The sequence below is a fragment of the Polaribacter reichenbachii genome, assembly GCF_001975665.1.
Taxonomy (GTDB): Bacteria; Bacteroidota; Bacteroidia; order Flavobacteriales; family Flavobacteriaceae; genus Polaribacter; species Polaribacter reichenbachii.
Window position 1 is genome coordinate 3801594 of the sequence record NZ_CP019419.1, and the last position, 19684, is coordinate 3821277.

The 19684-nt window shown below is 30.9% G+C and carries 12 protein-coding genes; 5 read left to right on the forward strand and 7 right to left on the reverse strand.

Annotated features, from left to right (window positions below; all coding sequences use genetic code 11):
* The first annotated feature begins 1 nt into the window (after position 1).
* From BW723_RS16265 to BW723_RS16285, 5 genes are all read left to right on the forward strand, one after another.
* Complete coding sequence (locus tag BW723_RS16265) at positions 2–166, forward strand: type II toxin-antitoxin system antitoxin (RefSeq protein ID WP_068364181.1); 165 nt, start codon at positions 2–4, stop codon at positions 164–166.
* Between the two features lie 98 nt (positions 167–264).
* Entirely contained in the window at positions 265–3441 is a 3177-nt protein-coding gene (locus tag BW723_RS16270) for a WD40/YVTN/BNR-like repeat-containing protein (protein WP_068364236.1), read from the forward strand.
* A gap of 7 nt (positions 3442–3448) precedes the next feature.
* A complete protein-coding gene (locus BW723_RS16275) occupies positions 3449–4129 on the forward strand; it encodes a DUF2490 domain-containing protein (protein WP_068364178.1) in 681 nt (226 codons plus the stop codon).
* A complete protein-coding gene (locus tag BW723_RS16280) occupies positions 4129–5436 on the forward strand; it encodes a DUF819 family protein (protein WP_068364175.1) in 1308 nt (435 codons plus the stop codon). The genes BW723_RS16275 and BW723_RS16280 overlap by 1 nt, the downstream gene beginning before the upstream one ends.
* A 41-nt stretch (positions 5437–5477) precedes the next feature.
* Entirely contained in the window at positions 5478–6182 is a 705-nt protein-coding gene (locus BW723_RS16285; protein WP_068364172.1) for a DUF4369 domain-containing protein, read from the forward strand.
* 71 nt (positions 6183–6253) lie between these two features.
* On the opposite strand, the gene BW723_RS16290 is transcribed toward BW723_RS16285, so the two are convergent.
* The 7 genes from BW723_RS16290 to BW723_RS16320 all read right to left on the reverse strand — a co-directional run bounded on the left by BW723_RS16290 (position 6254) and on the right by BW723_RS16320 (position 19683).
* Complete coding sequence (locus tag BW723_RS16290; RefSeq protein ID WP_068364169.1) at positions 6254–8365, reverse strand: glycoside hydrolase family 97 protein; 2112 nt, start codon at positions 8363–8365, stop codon at positions 6254–6256.
* Positions 8366–8368: 3 nt separating this feature from the next.
* A complete protein-coding gene (locus tag BW723_RS16295; RefSeq protein WP_068364167.1) occupies positions 8369–10018 on the reverse strand; it encodes an alpha-amylase family glycosyl hydrolase in 1650 nt (549 codons plus the stop codon).
* Positions 10019–10030: 12 nt separating this feature from the next.
* Positions 10031–11911, reverse strand: coding sequence for an alpha-amylase family glycosyl hydrolase (locus BW723_RS16300; RefSeq protein WP_068364163.1), 1881 nt, complete (start codon positions 11909–11911; stop codon positions 10031–10033).
* Positions 11912–11920: 9 nt separating this feature from the next.
* The gene (locus BW723_RS16305) at positions 11921–14341 is read right to left on the reverse strand and encodes a glycoside hydrolase family 31 protein (RefSeq protein ID WP_068364160.1); all 2421 of its coding nucleotides are present in this window, start codon (positions 14339–14341) and stop codon (positions 11921–11923) included.
* A gap of 46 nt (positions 14342–14387) precedes the next feature.
* Positions 14388–15356: an alpha/beta hydrolase gene (locus BW723_RS16310; protein ID WP_068364157.1), complete on the reverse strand. Its 969-nt coding sequence runs from the start codon at positions 15354–15356 to the stop codon at positions 14388–14390.
* A gap of 82 nt (positions 15357–15438) precedes the next feature.
* The gene (locus BW723_RS16315) at positions 15439–17373 is read right to left on the reverse strand and encodes a glycoside hydrolase family 13 protein (RefSeq protein ID WP_068364154.1); all 1935 of its coding nucleotides are present in this window, start codon (positions 17371–17373) and stop codon (positions 15439–15441) included.
* An 18-nt stretch (positions 17374–17391) separates the two neighbouring features.
* The gene (locus BW723_RS16320; protein ID WP_068364151.1) at positions 17392–19683 is read right to left on the reverse strand and encodes a glycoside hydrolase family 65 protein; all 2292 of its coding nucleotides are present in this window, start codon (positions 19681–19683) and stop codon (positions 17392–17394) included.
* Position 19684: the final 1 nt, after the last annotated feature.

A 19684-nucleotide genomic window follows, 5' to 3' on the forward strand; every position in this document is an offset into this window, starting at 1 on the left:
AATGGCAAAAAAGAAAGCTTTCGCATTGCGAGTTAATGAAGATATGATAAAAGCTATTGAAAAATGGGCTGCAGATGAATTTCGTTCTACAAACGGACAAATAGAATGGATGTTAATGCAAGCTTTAAAAGAAGCTAAAAGAGAACCTAAAAAAAAGGAAGAATAATTACTCATATTATATTGTTAAAAAAACGCTCAATTTTTATTGAGCGTTTTCTATTTTGTATATTGTTGGCTAAATTCAAATTCAATAATTCTTACACAATGAAAAAACTACTAACCTTACTTTTTTTATGCGCTACTTCCCTACTCTTTTCGCAAGAGTTTTCTATGGATTTAGTAAAAAACATGAAACCCAGAAACATTGGTCCAGGAGGAATGTCTGGTCGTGTTACAACAATCGATGTTGTAGAGTCTAACCCAGAAATTATGTATGTAGGTACAGCTTCTGGTGGTATCTGGAAATCTACTTCTGGTGGTATTAAATGGGAGCCAATTTTCGAAAAAGAATTAACAGCTTCAATTGGTGCAATTGCCATTCAACAATCTAACCCAAGTGTTATTTGGGCAGGTACAGGAGAAGGTAACCCAAGAAACAGTTTAAATGGTGGTTTTGGTATTTATAAATCTTTAGATGCAGGTAAAACCTGGACAGCTATGGGTTTAGAAAAAACTAGACATATTCATAGAGTTATTATTCACCCTACAAATCCAGATATTGTTTATGCTGCTGCAATTGGTTCTCCTTGGGGAGAGCATAAAGAACGTGGTGTATACAAAACTACAGATGGTGGTAAAACTTGGAAACAAATTTTATTTAACAACAATAAAACAGGTGCAGCAGATTTAATTATAGATCCTAAAAACCCTAATAAATTAATCGCTGCAATGTGGGAGCACAAACGTGATCCTTGGTTTTTTAATTCTGGTGGTAAAGGAAGTGGTTTATACATTACTCACGATGGTGGAAATAACTGGAAAAAAATTACAGATAAAGAAGGTTTCCCTAAAGGAGATCTAGGAAGAATTGGTGTTGCAATAGCTCATAGTAATCCTGATGTAATTTACGCTTTAGTAGAAGCGAAAAAAAATGCCCTTTATAAAAGTGAAGATGGTGGTTTTAGCTGGAAAAAAATTAACGATAAACCAGGTATTGGAAACAGACCTTTTTATTATTCAGAAATTTACGTAGATCCACAAAACGAAAATAGAGTTTTTTCTGTATTTACATATGTAAACGTATCGCAAGATGGTGGTAAAAACTTTAAACAATTAATGCCAGCTTATGGTGTAGATAATGGTATTCATCCAGATCATCATGCTTGGTGGATTCATCCAAGTAATGGTAAATTTATGATTGATGGTAATGATGGTGGATTAAATATTACCAAAGATGGTGGTAAAACTTGGCGTTTTATAGGTAACATTCCTGTTGCTCAGTTTTATCATATTAATGTTGATAATGAATTCCCATACAATGTTTATGGAGGTATGCAAGACAATGGTTCTTGGAGAGGACCTGCTTATGTTTGGAAAGCACAAGGAATTAGAAACTCTTACTGGCAAGAAATTTCTTTTGGTGATGGTTTTGATGTGGTGCCAGATAAAGACGATTCTAGATATGGATGGACAATGAGTCAGCAAGGTTCTGTTTCTAGATTCGATTATTTAACAGGTAATAATTATGGTGTAAAACCAACACATAAAGATCCAAATGTAAAATTACGTTTCAATTGGAACTCTGCAATTAACATAGATCCTTTTGATAATTCTACTTTATATTTTGGTAGTCAATTTGTACACAAATCAACAGACAAAGGCTTAACTTGGTCAGTTATTTCTCCAGATTTATCAACTAACAATCCAGAAAAATTAAAACAATCTGAAAGTGGTGGTTTAACTATGGATGCAACTGGTGCAGAAAATCACTGTACAGTTTTAGTAATAGAACCAACAGTTTTAGAAAAAGGTGTTTTATGGGCTGCTACAGATGATGGTCAAGTTCATATCACTCAAAATGGTGGAGAATCTTGGACAAATGTTGCCAAGAACATTAAAGATTTACCTGCAAATAGTTGGATTACTCAAATTAAAGCATCAAACAAAAACAAAGGTGAAGCACTTTTAATTGCAAATGATTATAGACGTTTTAACTATACTCCTTATGCATTCAGAACCAAAAACTATGGTAAAACTTGGGAACGTATTGTAGATGAAAACGATGTACAAAGTTATACTTTATCTATTATCGAAGATCCTGAAAATGCAAACTTATTATTTTTAGGGACAGATGATGGTTTATATATTTCTATTGATGCTGGTAATAAATGGACAAAATGGACAGAGGGTTTCCCAACTGTACCTGTAAAAGATTTAGTAATTCACCCAAGAGAAAATGATTTAGTTATTGGTACTTTTGGTAGAGCTGCTTGGGTTTTAGATGATATTAGACCTTTAAGAAAAATGGCTTCAGAAAACATTACTTCTAAAAAACTAGAATTATTTAAACCACCAACAGCATATCAAGCAGCAACCCAACAACCAACAGGAAGTAGATTTGGAGCAGATGCATTATATCAAGGAGAAAACAGAAAAGGTGGTGCAATTATCTCTTATTTTATTAACAAACCAAAGGTTGATAAAAAAGCAGCAAAAGATAAAAAGAAAGATAAATCTGCAGTTAAATACGATTCTATTAAATTAGAAATTTTTGATGGTGCAAGACAAATTAGAACGTTAAAATTTAAAGCTCCTAAAGAAAATGGTGTTCATAAAACAACTTGGTATTTAAGAGAAAAAGGTGTTGATAGAGCTTCTAGAAGAATTAGAAAATCTACAAGAGAACCAGGTGGAGTTTCTGTAAAACCAGGTACTTATAAATTAAAAATGACTTTTGGTGATACTGTTTCTGAGCAAAACATAAAAGTAGAATTCGACCCTAGATTAGAAATTTCTGAAACAGCTATCAATCAAAAATATGATGCGAGTAAAAAACTTGAAAAATATCAAGAAAAAATTACAGGTATTGTAACTCAATTAGTAGAAAGCAAAAAAACAGCAACTACTATAAAATCTGATTTGTCTAAAAGTGATAAAAAGAAATATAAAGCAGAAATTAAATCATCGACAGAAATTATTAAAAAGATTGATAGTTTAACTGCAATGTATTTAGGTACAGTTGATAAAAGACAGGGTATTACAAGAAATCCAGAAATTACCGTAAACCAACGTTTTGGACAAGCAAGTAGATATATTCGTTCTCGTTTTGGAGAGCAAACAGCTACAGAAACTGTTTTAATGAATCAGTTTATAGAAGAATTTAAAAAAGCAGTTGCAGAAACAAATACCTTTTTTAACAATGACTGGGTTGCTTATAAAAAATCTGTAGAAAACATTAAAATATCACCTTTTAAAGAAACTAAAATTTATTCTGCGAACTAAAAAATTTATGAATAAAATATTATTAATTATGGGTTTGTGTATTATTTCGTTTAAGGCGCAAACCCAAAATTCTGCCGAAAATAAACTAGGAACTTGGTATATGTACAATGGTTCTCATAAATTATCAGAAAAATACGCCATTAAAACAATGGCTCATTTTCGTTATTATGAGCTAGCAAGTGAGTTTCAACAAGAAATTTACAGATTAGGTGCAAACTACACATTTAATCCAAAAACAAATATAACATTAGGACTTAGTTACGCAACAGCAGACACTGAATATGATATACCTTCTCCGGGTTTTTACGAATGGAGATTGTATGAAGATTTAAATCTAAAATCGAAATGGTGGCAATTTAACGCGAAACATCGTATTCGTTTTGAACATCGTTTTATTCATAAAAATTTAATAGAAGATGTTACACAAACTTGGGTTCGTTATGATTTAAATATAGGTTATCCAATTTCTAAAAATTGGAATGTTTACGCTTTTAACGAATTATTCTTAAACTTAGACAGAGGCAAAAGATTTGCTCAAAACTGGACAGGTGCAGGACTTTTACATCAACTAAACCCAAGAATAAAACTTAAAATGGGTTATTTTCAAATTAAATCGCCTACAAACGTTTTAAAAAGATTACAATTAGGCGTAATCTTAAATACAAATCATATTAAAAGCAAAAAATAATGACAGCTCCAATTTTTACTAATGATGCCATTGTTTTTGGTGTTTTAATGATTTCTTTAGGTTTTGTTTTTTACACAGAAAATCTTAAATCTGGTTTTTGGCCTAAGTTTTACAAAATAGTTCCAGGCTTATTTATGGCGTATTTTATTCCTGCCATTTTTACAACTTTAGGTGTAATTGCTCCTGAATGGGAAACTGAAAATACTTTGGGTGAAGTTGTAAAAAACAATTCGGAATTGTACTATGTTTCTAGTCGTTTCTTACTACCAGCAGCCTTGGTATTAATGACGTTAAGCATTGATTTAAAAGCCATATTTAACTTAGGTTCTAAAGCGTTAATTATGTTTTTTACTGGTACTGTTGGTATTGTAATTGGTGGTCCTATTGCCATTTTATTAATCTCTATTTTTTCTCCAGAAACTGTTGGTGGAGCAGATTTTGATGCAGTTTGGAGAGGTTTATCTACACTTGCAGGTAGTTGGATTGGTGGTGGAGCTAACCAAACAGCAATGTTAGAAATATATCAATATAACCCTGCAAAATATGGAGGAATGGTTTTTGTTGATATTGTTGTTGCCAATATTTGGATGGCGATTTTATTAATAGGAATTGGTAAAAAAGATAAAATTGATAAATGGTTAAAAGCAGACACTTCTGCCATTGAAGATTTAAAGAATAAAGTTTCTCAATTTTCTCAAAAAGTAAAAAGAAATCCGTCTTTAACCGATATTATGATTATGCTAGCCATTGCTTTTGGAACAGTTGGTTTTGGTCATTTTGCTTCAAAATATTTAAGCGCTTTTTTTACTGATTTAGTAACTGCAATGGATTCTCAAACTTGGCGAAATATTTTCTCTTTTTTGGGTTCTGGCTTCTTTTGGTTAATTAGTATTTCTACTTTGGTAGCCATTATTTTATCATTTACAAAAGCTAAAAATTACGAAGGTGCAGGTGCAAGTAAATTAGGAAGCGTTTTTATTTACATTTTAGTAGCCACCATTGGTATGAAAATGGATTTATTAATGATATTAGATAATGTAGGTTTAATAGCTATTGGTTTAGTTTGGATGTCTATACACGCTGGTTTATTAATATTGGTTGCCAAATTAATTAAAGCGCCTTATTTCTTTTTAGCAGTGGGTAGCCAAGCTAATGTTGGTGGTGCAGCCTCTGCTCCTATTGTTGCACAAGCATTTCATCCGTCTTTAGCAACAGTTGGTGTTTTATTAGCCGTTTTTGGTTATGCCATTGGTACTGTTGGGGCAATTTTATGTACCATTTTAATGGAATTATCTGCCACAGTTTAAATAAAAATCAGCATATTTGTTCTCCAAAATTTTAACTTAAAATGAAAAAATTTATAACTGTTTTATCTCTTTCAATCATCTTATTTGCTTGTTCATCAAAGAAAGAAGGTAATATGATTGTGCAAGGACAAATTAAAGGTCTTAAAAAAGGAAAATTGTATTTACAAAAAATGGTAGATACTGTTTTAGTATCTGTAGATTCTATTGCTTTATTAGGTGCTGATACTTTTAAACTTACAGATAATGTAGATTCACCAGTATTATATTATTTAACTTTTGATGGAAATACAACTGACAAAAGAATATTATTTTTTGGAGAAAAAGGCACAATTACAATTAATGATAAAGTTGATAATTTTGGTTCTTTCCCAAATATTTCTGGATCTAAAAACCAGGAAATATTAGATAGATATAATGTAGTTAGAAAAAAGTTTCAAAACAAACGTTTAGATTTTATTAAAAAAGATTTTGATGCTAAAAGAGCTAAAGACGAAGATTTAATAAAACAATTGGAAGTTGATTATAAAAGATTGGTAAAAAGAAGAGTTTTATACACTACTAATTTTGCGATTACAAATTCAGATTCTGAAGTTGCTCCTTATCTAGGATTAACAGAAATGTATGATGCTAGTTTACAAATGTTAGATACAGTTAATAATACATTATCTCCAAGAGTTAAAGAATCTGATTATGGTAAACGTTTTCAAGAATATCTAAATAAAATTAAAGCTGCTAATAAAGAGTAATTATTAGTGTTTATATCAAAAAAAAGACCAAGTAAAATGCTTGGTCTTTTTTTTAGAACTAATTTAAAATATTATAATTTTTTAATACTAATAGCCAATCCTCCACCTTCAGCTAAATGTACTTTTAATTTTGATTTCTTTGTTATCCTTAAAGTTTCAAATTCAATATCTAAAGGATTCTTGCTAAAATGTGCTGATTTTCCATCTTTATAAACTTTAGCTTCATAAGTAAAATTATCATCCAAAAAACTAAAATCAATTTCTATATCTCTGGCATTTTCATCAGTAATACTTCCCAAAAACCAATTGTCAGTTTTACCTTCTTTCCTAGCAATGGTAACATAATCACCAACTTCGCCATTTAAAACTTTGGTTTCAGACCAATCTACACCTACATCTTTAATAAATTCCAAAGGTTTTGGATTTGCTTCATAATGCTCTACCAAATCTGCAGCCATTTGTATAGGACTGTAAATAACTACATACAAAGCCAATTGATGCGCCAAAGTTGTATTTACCTGATTGTCTTTTTTAAACTCATTAAACTTTATATTAAATATTCCTGGTGTAAAATCTATTGGACCTGCTAACATTCTTGTAAATGCTACAATAGACAAATGTTCTGGAGGATTTCCTCCATCTGGAGACCAAGCATTAAACTCTTGTCCTCGTAAACCTTCTCTAGAAATGATATTCGGATATGTTCTTCGTAAACCTGTGGCTTTAATAGGTTCGTGTGCGTTTACAGCAACTTGATATTTAGCTGCTTTTATGGCTGCATTATTATATTGATTTACCATATACTGTCCATGATGAAACTCACCTTTTGGTAAAATTTTACCCACATAACCAGATTTTACTGCGTGCATTCCGTATTTCTGCATTAAAGCATAAGCTGTATCTTGTTGTTTTTCGTAAGTTTCTGTAGCAGCAGAAGTTTCGTGATGCATAATAATTTCTACACCTTTTTCTTTTGCATACGCTGTAACTTCTTCTAAATTGTAATCTGGATAAGGAGTTACAAAATCGAAAACACCTTCTCTATCTTCAAAACCAATCCAACGTTCCCAACCAGTATTCCAACCTTCAACTAAAACACCACCAATATTATTTTTTGCTGAAAAATCGATAAATCGTTTAACATTTTCTGTAGTAGCTCCGTGTTTTCCGTGCGCTTTTCCTGTATCTGTCCATTTTCCATCAACCATTTCCATTCCATAATCCCAAGAAGATTTACCCAAATGCATTTCCCACCAAACACCAGTATATTTCATTGGTGTAAACCAAGAAACATCACCTAATTTATTGGGTTCATTCAAGTTTAGGATCAACTTAGATGCAATTAAATCTGGAGCATTATCGGTAATTTGAATCGTTCTCCAAGGAGTTTTAAAAGGCAAAGTTCTTTTTACTTTATAGTCTGTGTTTTTAGAACCGACTAAACTACTTTTAAAGCTTAGTATTTCTGTATCAACCTTTAAAGTCATACCAGCATAATCTACCAAAGCAGCTTCGTGAAAACTTAAATGAATTCCATTTTCACCAACCAAAGTTACAGGCGTATTTACCGCATTTTCTGGTATATAAGTTTGCCCTAAACTAGGGTGATTTCTTTTAACAGTGGCATCTATTTTCGATAATTTTGTTGTACTATACAAGTGTTCATAAATATCCCAATCACCAGGAATCCAAAAGGTTTTGTAATCTTCTGTTAAATTAAATTCAGTGTTTTCTTCGGATATTAAAACTTCTTTTAAATTATCTTGTTCAGGAAATTCATATCGAAAACCAACTCCATCATTATAAACTCGAAAAACAATATTCAACTTTCGTTTTAAATCTGTCTTTTCTTGCAAAGCAATGCTAACTTCATTGTAATGATTTTCTACATTTAATTGCTCTCCCCAAGGCATTTCCCAAGTTTCATTAAATGTTGTTGTTGATGAATTTACAACCATAAAATCATTAGAAAATGATTTTGAATCTTGAAAATCAAAACCTAATGACGATTTTTTAATGATTGTATCTTGTTTAAAAACAACTTCATAAAAAGGTTTACCATTTTTATCCAGAGAAAATTCCAGGAATATTTTTTCATCAGGAGAAACCAAAACAGTTTCTGGTTCTGCCCAACAGGAAGTTAAACTAACACAAATAACAATCAACAAAAATCGAACTTTCATACCCTATTTTTTTTCTAACAAAACAATATCAAATTCTGAATTTACGGTTACTTTACCATCAACAACATTTACTTCTTGATTTGAATAAAAGTCATTTAAAACAACTCCATTTTCAAAAACATTAGACACATTAATTTCTTTTTTTCCTTTTGATAAATTAATCCCTGCAACAATTTTATCAGAATTTCTAATTCTAGAAAAAACCAATCCATTTTCATCAGAAATTAATTGATGTTTTCCTGCACCAACTGCTGTATGATTTGCTCTAAACTGACCTAATTTTTGCCAGTGTTTCATTATTTTTTGAGTTTCTACATCAGCATTAATGGCATCCCAATTCATAAAAGAGCGTAAAGTTGCATCACCAGCAGTACCTTCAATAATTAAAGGTCTTGCAGATTCATCACCATAATAAACTTGCGAGGTTCCTGGAGTTAACAACAACATTGTAGCAGTTTTGTAAGGCATTTTTCTTTCTTTATCAAAAGGCTGACCATCATCGTGAGAAGTCATATAATTTAATACTCCATATCCTTTTAAATCATTTTGCAGAATGCTATCATATTTTTCAAAAACATCTTTTTCTGCCATTTGTTTAGCATTCCATTTAATTTCAAAATTGATTAAACTATTAAACGCTTTATCAAAATAATTTACTTTTTTATTACCAAAATTAAAGGCTTTTTTAGCTGATATTCCGTAATTATAAACTTCCCCAACTAAATAAAAATCATTATTATCAACTACTTTATCAGCATTATTTTTCTTGTACTCTGCAAATGCAAAATCGCATTCTTGTTTAAACTCTTGCCAAACAAACTCTTCTGTATGTTTTACAGTATCAACTCTATAACCATCAATTCCGAATTCTGTAATATAATCTGTTAGCCATTTCATTATATAAAAACGAGGCGCTCTTGGATGTCCTGTTCTTGCAAAGAATTCATCTAATTCTTTTACTTCTTGCTCATATCTGCCTTCAGCTTTCCATTTTTCAACTAATTGAGGTGGCAATGCAATGTTTTCATTGCTTTCTGTTTTAATATCTGGTAAGTTTTTTACCAACGTACACGTAATGGTATTTTCGTAATTATTGTATGCACATTGTGGGCCTGTTCTTACCCAATCACTTGGCCAAACAGGATCTTTCTCAGTTACAGGACCTGTGTGATTAATTACAGCATCCAACAAAATTCGGATTCCGTTTTTATGTGCAACAGCCACCAATTCTTTTAAATCTTCTTTTGTGCCAAAGTTGGGATCAATTTTTGTCCAATCTTTTGCCCAATAACCGTGAAAACCATAAGAATTCCCTGTACCTTCATCCGTAGAACCGTGAATTTGTTCTACAATTGGTGTCATCCAAATCGCATTAATTCCTAAATCTGTAAAATATCCTTCTTTAATTTTTTGAGTAATTCCTTTAAGGTCACCACCTTCAAAACCACGTAATTTTCCAGTTTCTTTAGTTCTATCAAAATTAACATCGTTAGTTGTATCACCATTATTAAAACGATCTGTTAACAAGAAATAAATGTTGGCTGCTTCCCAAACAAATTCTTTTGTTTCCATTTTTGCAATAGTTTTTGTTGATTTTTTTTCTTGACAACTAATTAAAACCATTAAACTGATGATAAAGATGATATTTTTCATAATTCTATTTTTTTAATTATTTTTTAACTTTAAAATAAATGATTGCAAAGGTTTAACATCTACTCTAACTATAGCTTTATTATTACCTACTTTTAAGGTTGATGTAAATTCTTTATACAATTGATCTTCCAACTGATATTCACCCTCTTTTAAATTCCATTTTTCTATGATGTTTTGTGGCAAACCTAACTCAAATCCGTAGGTGTTTTCTGCATTAAAATTAGCTACAATAATCAATTTTTCATCACCTTTATAACGAACAAAAGACACCATTTTATCATTGTACCATTCTGTATTGTATCTATTATGATGATGAATATCTTCATACTCGCCCATTAAAGCATCACTCTGAATTGTAAAATTTAGCAAACGTTTGTAAAAGTCTCTTAACTCTAATTCTTCTTTGGTAGATTGCCCACCATCAAATTGTTTATTATTAACCCATCTCTGTAAAGTTGGTACGCCAATATAATCAAAGATTGAAGTTCTTGATGGCGTTCCAAAACCTGCATTTTCAGAACCATCTTCTCCAAATTCTTGTCCAAAATAAACCATAGTTGGTGCTGTAGATATGGTTGCAGAAACTACCATTGCTGGTTTTGCTTTTAAAGCATCTCCTGCAAATTCTGGACTTGCTATTCTTTGTTCATCGTGATTTTCTAAGAAGTGCAACATATTGTGCTCAATGTCTTTTAAATCATCTTGAATTTTAGCAATATTGTCTGTAGAACCACGACCTTGCATTATATTTTTAATGGTATCATACAACTGAACTTTGTCGTATAAATAATCCATTTTTCCTTTTTTGATGTAATCTCGGTATAAATGAGGTTGATACACTTCTGCCAGTAAAAAAGCATCCGGATTTTTCATTTTGATAGAAGAATTTAGATAACTCCAAAACTCAACTGGCACCATTTCTGCCATATCAAAACGAAAACCATCAACTCCTTTTTCTAACCAATACAGCGCAATATCTCTAAATTTTATCCAAGAATTGGGTATTTTTTTATCTTGCCAAAATTCAAAGTGTTTTTTGTAATCTTCGTTTTCAAAACTTAGTGGTAACTCATCAAAATCTTTTTTACCTTTTGGTGATATTCCATAATTCACTTTTACAGTTTCATACCAATCGTAAAAATTTGGTTTTACAGAACGAGATCCATTTCCAGTCCATTTAGATGGATTTTCATCAAACATACCATCAGACAAAGGATGATTTTCTCCACCCAAAGGTTTGTAATTATTTAAAAAATCTGGCACCTGAAATTCTTTATTCGGATTGTAATAAAAGTTATTATCAACATCATAAACCACAGATGTATCATCATTGGCACCAAAATCTACAACGCCTGCTGGATTTGATAAACTCTTATAATTTCTGGCAACGTGATTTGGTACAATATCAATAATTACTTTTAAATCGTTTTTATGAGAACGTTCTATAAGTGCCTCAAATTCTTCTAAACGATTTTCAACATTTACAGCCAAATCAGGATTTACGTTGTAATAATCTTTAACTGCGTAAGGACTTCCTGCTCTACCTTTTACAACATCTGGATCATCATTAGAAATCCCGAATTCTGTATAATCACGAATCACATCGTGATGAGGAACACCTGTATACCAAATGTGTGTAACCCCCAAATCTTTAATTTCTGACAAGGCTTTGTTTGTAAAATCGTTAAACTTACCAACTCCATTTTCTTCAATAGTTCCCCAAGGTTTATTTGTGGTATTTGTATTCCCAAACAAACGCGTAAAAACTTGATAAACAACAGCTTTTTTCTTTACACTAGGATTTTTCATTTTCTTTTCTGATACTTTTTCTGATGTACAACCAATTACGATTGATAAAATTACAGCTAACGAATAAGAATGTATTTTTTTCATAATTGATATTTATTTTAATGATATTTTAATTTTTAATTCTTTATTTGGATTCCATTTTAGCGGAATTGTAAGCGTATTTTCTTTGGATGAAATTCGAACTCTTTTACCATCAACTTTTATCTTTTTAGGATTGTATTTGATGTTATGAATAATTAGTTTGATTTCTTTTTCTGATGGATTCCAGTTTTTACCAAACTCTGCCTCAAAATCAATCTCTAAATATCTTTTTTCGAATTCTGCTTCGAATTCTAAAATTTCATAGTTTCCTTTTTCGTAAGCATTGGCAGTTAAACCATCATCATTGTAATAAGTTCTTTCAGAATTTTCTTTTTTATCTAAATAATAATGTAATTCTAATTGATCTGCTTTGTAATGATCTGTAGTTTGCACTAATTCACTCATCAAAATAAAAGAACCTCCTCTTACATAAGTTGGAATTGCTTTTTCTTCAACTTTTACAGTTTTGGTTTGTCCACCTTCAATTTTTTCTTCATTGAAATAAAAGTTAAACCAGTTTGCACTTTTTGGAAAGTAAATTTCTTTACTAGTTACAGAATCTTTTAAAATTGGTGTAATTAAAAAATCTTTTCCCCATAAATATGTCGTTGAATTAGTCATCAAATTTGCATCATCTTCTTCAAAGAAAATAGGACGCATTAAAGGGGTTCCTTTTTTATTGTTTTCAAAAGCCAAATTGTAATTATATGGCAACATTTTATAACGCAACTCTATGGCTTTTTTTGCATATTTTTTAGCGAAATCACTTCTAAAAACGGGTTCGCTAGCTACATCTTCTTGAGCATGAGGTCTAAAAATGGGTTGGAAAACTCCATATTGCAACCAACGTACATACAAATTATCATCTAAATTTGCGCCAGCGAAACCACCTAAATCAGAATGCATATAACCTAAACCTTGCATACCCATTTGTAAAGCAATTTCTGGTTGAGATTGCAAACCTCCCCAAGTTCTATTTACATCTCCAGACCAAGGAATCATTCCAAAACGTTGTGAACCAGAAGACCCTGCTCGCATTAAAATAAATGGTCTTTCGTTTGTATATTCTTTTTGATAACCATCGAAAATTAATTTTGCCCAATCTTGACCATAAATATTATGAATTTCATCTGCTTTTTTATCATCAAAATTTACCCAAGAAGGCAATACTTCTGGTTCGCCTAAATCTCCCCAAAGTCCTTTTGCGCCAAGATCTATAATCTCTTTATAAATATTCCAAAACCAATCTTTACCTTCTTTTTTGTAAATATTTACAATTCCTGTATTTCCAAAATAGAAATCATATTTAGCAGGATTTCCAATAGAATCTGTTGCTAAAACTTTCTGTTCTGCAGCTTCTTTCCATTTTTTAGAATTTGATAAAATAAAAGGTTCTGTAATTAAAACGGTTTTTACGCCTTTGTCTTTTAATCTAGAAATCATTCCTTTCATATCTGGAAAAGAATCTTTGTCTACTTCTAAATTCCCCATAGTTCCTTGTACCGTTTTTCCAAACCAGTATAAATCTAAAATAATAGCATCTACAGGTATTTTTTCTTCTTGAAACTTGGCAATTGTTGCTTCTGTTTCTTGTTGTGAATGATACCCAAATCTACTTGAAAAGTTCCCTAAAGTCCATCTTGGAGGTAAAGGTTGTTTCCCTGTTAAATTGGTATAATTTTCAATTAAATCTTGCCAAGAATCACCAACAATAACTTGATAGGTTTTTCGTCCAGAAATGGTTTCGTAAGTTAAAGAATTGTCTTTTTTACTATCCAAATCTAAATACCCAATTGGCGCATTATCAAAATGAATCATATATTTTTTTGATGAAATTACTAACGGAATTGTAAAATTCATCAATTCAGCATGCGTTTCATAACCATATTGAGCTCTGTTATATAAAGGTAATCTATAGCCTCTTCTGTTCATTCCTAAAGCTCTTGCTCCTCCTCCAAATAAAACCTCATCACTGGTTAAATTGAATTCAATTTTCTCGGTTTTATCTGCAACAATATTTCCTTTTACCATTTCTAAAGGAATATGTTTAGATTTAAAATAGCCTTGTTTTTCTGATGTTACAACTTCTCCTTTAAATTGATACGTAATTTGAAAAGGTTTGTGGTTGATATGTACTGAAATTCCATCCGTAGAAAAAATACTTTCCGTTTTTGAAATAACAGGAACTATTTCAACTTTTTTTGGTTCTAAAACCACTGCGTGTGAGGTTTTTAAAAATTCTTCTCCTTTAGGAATAAAGGACGTTTCTACAATTTTATCAGAATAAAATTTTATAACGTATTTACCATCATCTACATTAATTTCTAATCCGTTTTCGGTTTGATTTATATTTTTAAAAATTCTATTTGAATTTTGAGTAAAAGAATTTTGTGTTATAAGAAGAAATAAGAAAGGAATTATATATTTTTTCATATGATTTATACCTACAAGGTTTTAAAATCCTTGTAGGATTTGTAGTTTATTTTTTCAATAAAAAAGTTAAAGGAATATCAATTCTGTTTTGCCAAGAAATTTCTGAATGATTGGTACCTTCAAAAAATAAGTTTTTAAAATTTGATTCAGAATAGCCATTATGTAAGAAAATCGAATCCACTTTTGGTGCATATTCTGGATAATATTGGTCTAAAGTTTTATTACCATAATCAAAATACACTTTATGTGTTTTAGCATCAGGAACATTGTGTTCTAAATACTTAAAAATAGATTTTGGCAATGGATTATTTTCTACAGGTTGTGCACCCACCCAATGTGTAGAAATACAAGCAGCGCCTTTAAAAACATCTGGATATTGAGAAATTGCGTACATAGACATTAAACCTCCCATTGAAGAACCAGCTACAAACGTATTTTCTTTATTGGTGTAAACTGAATATGTTTTGTCTACATAAGGTTTTAAATCTTCGACTAAAAATTTTAAGTATTCATCACCAGTTAAATCTGATATTTCTACATCACTATTCGAAAAGCTTTTTACTACTTCTAACTCTTCTTTGGTTAGAAAACTCATTGCTTTTTCTGGATATAAATCTAACCATCTTAAAGCTGCAATATTATGAATACCAACAACGATAAAATCTTTAGTAATTCCGTCTTTCATTAATTTTGAGGCCACCTCATCAATTTTCCATTCTTGTTTGTTCCAAGTGGTCGTTTCATCAAACAACATTTGACCATCGTGCATATATAAAACCGCATATTTTTTTTCTGATGAATAGCCTTCTGGCAACCAAACATCAACTGGCCTTGGAGTTATGTATTTTGTAGGGAAAGAATCTACTCTAATCAATTTTCCAGCAAATAGATTTACGGAATCTAAATCCTTTGCTACTATTTTTGTTTTTTGTACTTCTGCTTTTGCGACTTCTTGTTTGGCTTGTTTGCAAGAAAAAAGCAATACAATTGAAAATAATATTGATAGATATTTCATATTTATTAATTTTTAAAACTGTTCTCGATACAATTTCGAATAAAAATCGAAATCACTCGAACTGACAATACTGAAAATTTAATTAAAATTTTGTCGTTAAAATTACGCTTCCTTTTTCTGATAACTGAATAGCGTCATTCCATAAAAATTCTTCGCCAGTAACAATGTTTTTCAATTTTTTGCCATCTAAACCAACTTCTTTATAGCGTTTTAAATCAATGATAATTGGTTTCTCGTTTTTGTTGATGATATGCACAACTGTTTCATCATTTTTAATTCTGAATAAGAAATAGGTATTCATAAATGGCGCAAAATGAATCGTTTTTCCATCTTGAATCGCATCACTGTTTTTACGATAATTTAAAACTTTACTAACAAAGTCTTGCATTGATTTTTGATCATCAGTTAAACCTAAACCTGTAAAAGCATTTATTTTATCACCTTTAAATCCGCCAGGAAAATCGGTTCTAATTAAACCATGATCTCCAGGATTTGCAGTATCATCCATTAAAATTTCTGTACCGTAATAAATTTGCGGAATTCTAGGTAACATTAGCATATAACTTAAAGCCATTTTAGCATTTACAACATCTTCTTTTACCTCTGTAAACAATCTACTTTTGTCGTGATTGTCTAAAAATATCATAATGTCTTTTGGAGTAGCATAATAAAAATCATTCGCCAAACCTTCGTATAATTTCACCAAACCTTTGTCCCAAGATTCTTCTTCATTAATTCCCTCAATTATGGCTTTTTGCATAGGGAAATCCATTGTAGATTTTAAGTTAGATTCGTAACCATCCTTATTATCTGCGCCAGTTTGCCAATAACCAACTAACAAAGGATTGTAACTCCATTCTTCTCCAACAATTGAAAAATTCGGATATTCTTCCATAATAGCACCTGCCCAATTTGCCATAAAATCTTTATCAGGGTAAGGATATGTGTCTTGTCTAATTCCGCCTAAACCTAAGGTTTCTATCCACCAAATTGAATTCTGAATTATGTAATTCGCCATAAACGGATTTCTTTGATTTAAATCTGGCATTGTAGCTACAAACCAACCTTCATTATTTCCTTTTCTATCGCTTTCTGATGCGTATAAATCTTGATTTGTGGTTCTTCTATGATTCGAATTGATGTTGGTTTTATAATTCCAATTCTCAATATTATCTTCGTAATTTTTTTGATGATTTACCCAATCTTCGAAAGGTAAATCTTTCATCCACCAGTGTTCTAAACCACAATGATTCGCAACCTGATCCATAATTAATTTCATTCCTTTTTCTCTTAATTTATCAGCTAAATTTTTATAATCAGATAAATTTCCAAAACGAGGATCTACGCTATAATAATCTGTAATTGCATAACCATGATAAGAACCTTGGTACATATTATTTTCTAAAACAGGAGTTGGCCAAACTGTTGTAAAACCTAAATCTGCTATGTAATCTATACCGTTGATAATTCCTTGTAAATCTCCTCCATGACGTTTGTAACCATCAGTTCTATCGATGGTAGTTTCTTTTAAGTTTTTGTTGATGTCATTACTTTCATCAGCATTTGTAAAACGATCTGGAGTTATTAAATAAATGGCATCTGTACTGTTAAAACCTACATATTCATCCGCAGTTTTTTGTCTTTGTTTTAACTCGTAAGTGTGTGTTTTTGTTGTTTGATCATCAAAAATAAAAGTGATGTCAAATTTTCCTGATTTTGTAGTTGCATCAATATCTAAATCAAGAAATAAATAATTGTTACTTTTTGCTTTGTTTACTTTTTTAATAGTTACTCCAGGATAAGAAATTGATGGTTCAGATTGCCCAATATTTTCTTCTTTTACTAATAACTGAAGTGAAGTATTCTTCATATTTACCCACCAATGAAGAGGCTCTACTCTTTCTAAAAAAGTGTTAGAAACTGAAACTTCAGAAACATCTTTTTTGGTTTCTGTATTGTTACATGAAATAAAAACGATTACTGATAATACTAAAAAAATGTTTCTGAAATGTTTCATAATTTCTTTTAAAGATATTTATTTAGGAGATACTGTTACTTGTTCTCCGTTTACTAAAATGTTAATTTCTTTGGTTCCTTCTAATTCAAATTGAGTTCCTTTTTGGCTAACATTAACCGTAATTACTTGCTGTCTAAAGTTTACTTTAAACGAGTAAGAATCCCATCCTTTAGGAATTTTTGGTGAAAAAGAAAGTGAATTATCTACAACTCTCATTCCTCCAAAACCTTCTACAATACTCATCCAAGTACCAGCCATAGATGTTATGTGTAAACCTTCTTCTACTTCGTGATTGTAATCATCTAAATCTAAACGAGATGTTCTTAAATAGAACGTATACGCTTGCTCCATTCTATCTAATTTGGCAGCCTGAATACTGTGTACACAAGGTGAAAGTGAACTTTCGTGCACTGTAAATGGCTCGTAAAAATCGAAATGACGCTCTAATTCTTCAGTAGAAAAATGATCTTCGAACATATAGAAACCTTGTAAAGTATCAGCTTGTTTTATGTAAGGAGAACGTAAAATTCTGTCCCAACTCCATTTCTGGTTAATTGGTCTTTGACTTTGATCTAAATCTGCAACAGTGATTAATTCTTTGTCTAAGAAACCATCTTGTTGTAAGTAAACATTGTGTTTTTCAGAAAAAGGGAAATACATATTATCTGCCACATTTTTCCAAGAAGCCAATTCTTCATCAGTAATATTTACTTTTTCTTTAATTCTGATATAATCAGAAATATGATCGTTTTTAACAATATCAATATTTTCTAATGCATATTCTATACACCATTTTGCGATGTAATTTGTGTAGAAATTATTGTTGATGTTATTCTCATATTCATTTGGTCCTGTTACACCTAACATTACAAACTTATCTTTATCTGTAGAAAAGTTGACTCTTTGATGCCAAAAACGTGCAATACCAATTAAAACTTCTAATCCTTTTTCTGGAATGTAAGTATAATCTTCTGTAAAACGATGGTAATTATAAATAGCAAATGCGATTGCTCCATTTCTATGGATTTCTTCGAAAGTGATTTCCCATTCGTTATGACATTCTTCACCATTCATAGTAACCATTGGGTACAAAGCAGCTCCGTTTTTAAAACCAAGTTTTTCTGCATTTTCAATCGCTTTTTCTAAATGATTATACCTGTACTCTAACAAAGTTCTTGCAACAGATTGATCTTTGGTTGCCATATAAAAAGGAATACAATAGGCTTCTGTATCCCAATAGGTACTTCCTCCATATTTTTCTCCTGTAAATCCTTTAGGCCCTATATTTAAGGAAGCATCTGTACCTAAATAGGTTTGATTTAATTGAAAAATATTAAAACGAATACCTTGTTGTGCTTTTACATCGCCTTCTATGGTGATGTCTGACATGCTCCAGATTTTAGCCCAAGCTTCTTTTTGTTTTGCCAACAAAGCATCAAAACCTAAACTAACAGCTTTGTCTAAAGCCGTTTTTGCAGCTGCAACTAATTCATCTTTATGGTGATTGCGATCAACAACATAACCTCCAAATTTATGGATAGAATAAGTTTGATCTTTTTTAATTTCTTGTTGATATTTATTAGCTGTATAATTATTAGATTGTTCATTAACACAATTTGTAATAATTTCATTTGGACCAATAAATATTTTAGATTCCATAAAAGTACACGTATAGAAATGTGTTTTCATGGTTCTTGCCTCTATAAAAGATTGATGATTGTCTTGCGAAACTTGTAAAACATCCCAAAATTGATCATCCCAATTGGTATCTTCATTAGTAATACCAGCATCTAAATAAGGAATATAAGTAATATTAACATCGTTACTTAAAGGCGTAATACTGTAATTAATTGCCCCTATTTCATCTAAATCTAAACTTAAAAAACGTTTGGTATCTACTTTAATTTTGATGTCGTTTTGTAAAACAGCCTCAAAACTTCTAGACAACCAACCTTCTTGCATGTTTAGTTCTCTTTTAAAATTTAAAACTTCTTTACACGTATGTAAATCTAGTTTTTCATCATTTATTAAAACGTTAATTCCTATCCAATTTGGAGCATTTAAAACTTTTGCAAAATACTCTGGATATCCGTTTTTCCACCATCCAACACGTGTTTTATCAGGATAATAAACACCTGCAATATAACTTCCTTGAAAAGTAGGACCTGTATATTCTTCTTCAAAATTTGCCCTTTGTCCCATAGCACCATTACCAATGCTAAATAAACTTTCTGAAGATTTTACCATTTCTGCATCGAATCCTTCTTCAAGAATCGACCACTCATTTGGTTGTATATAAACTTGATTCATT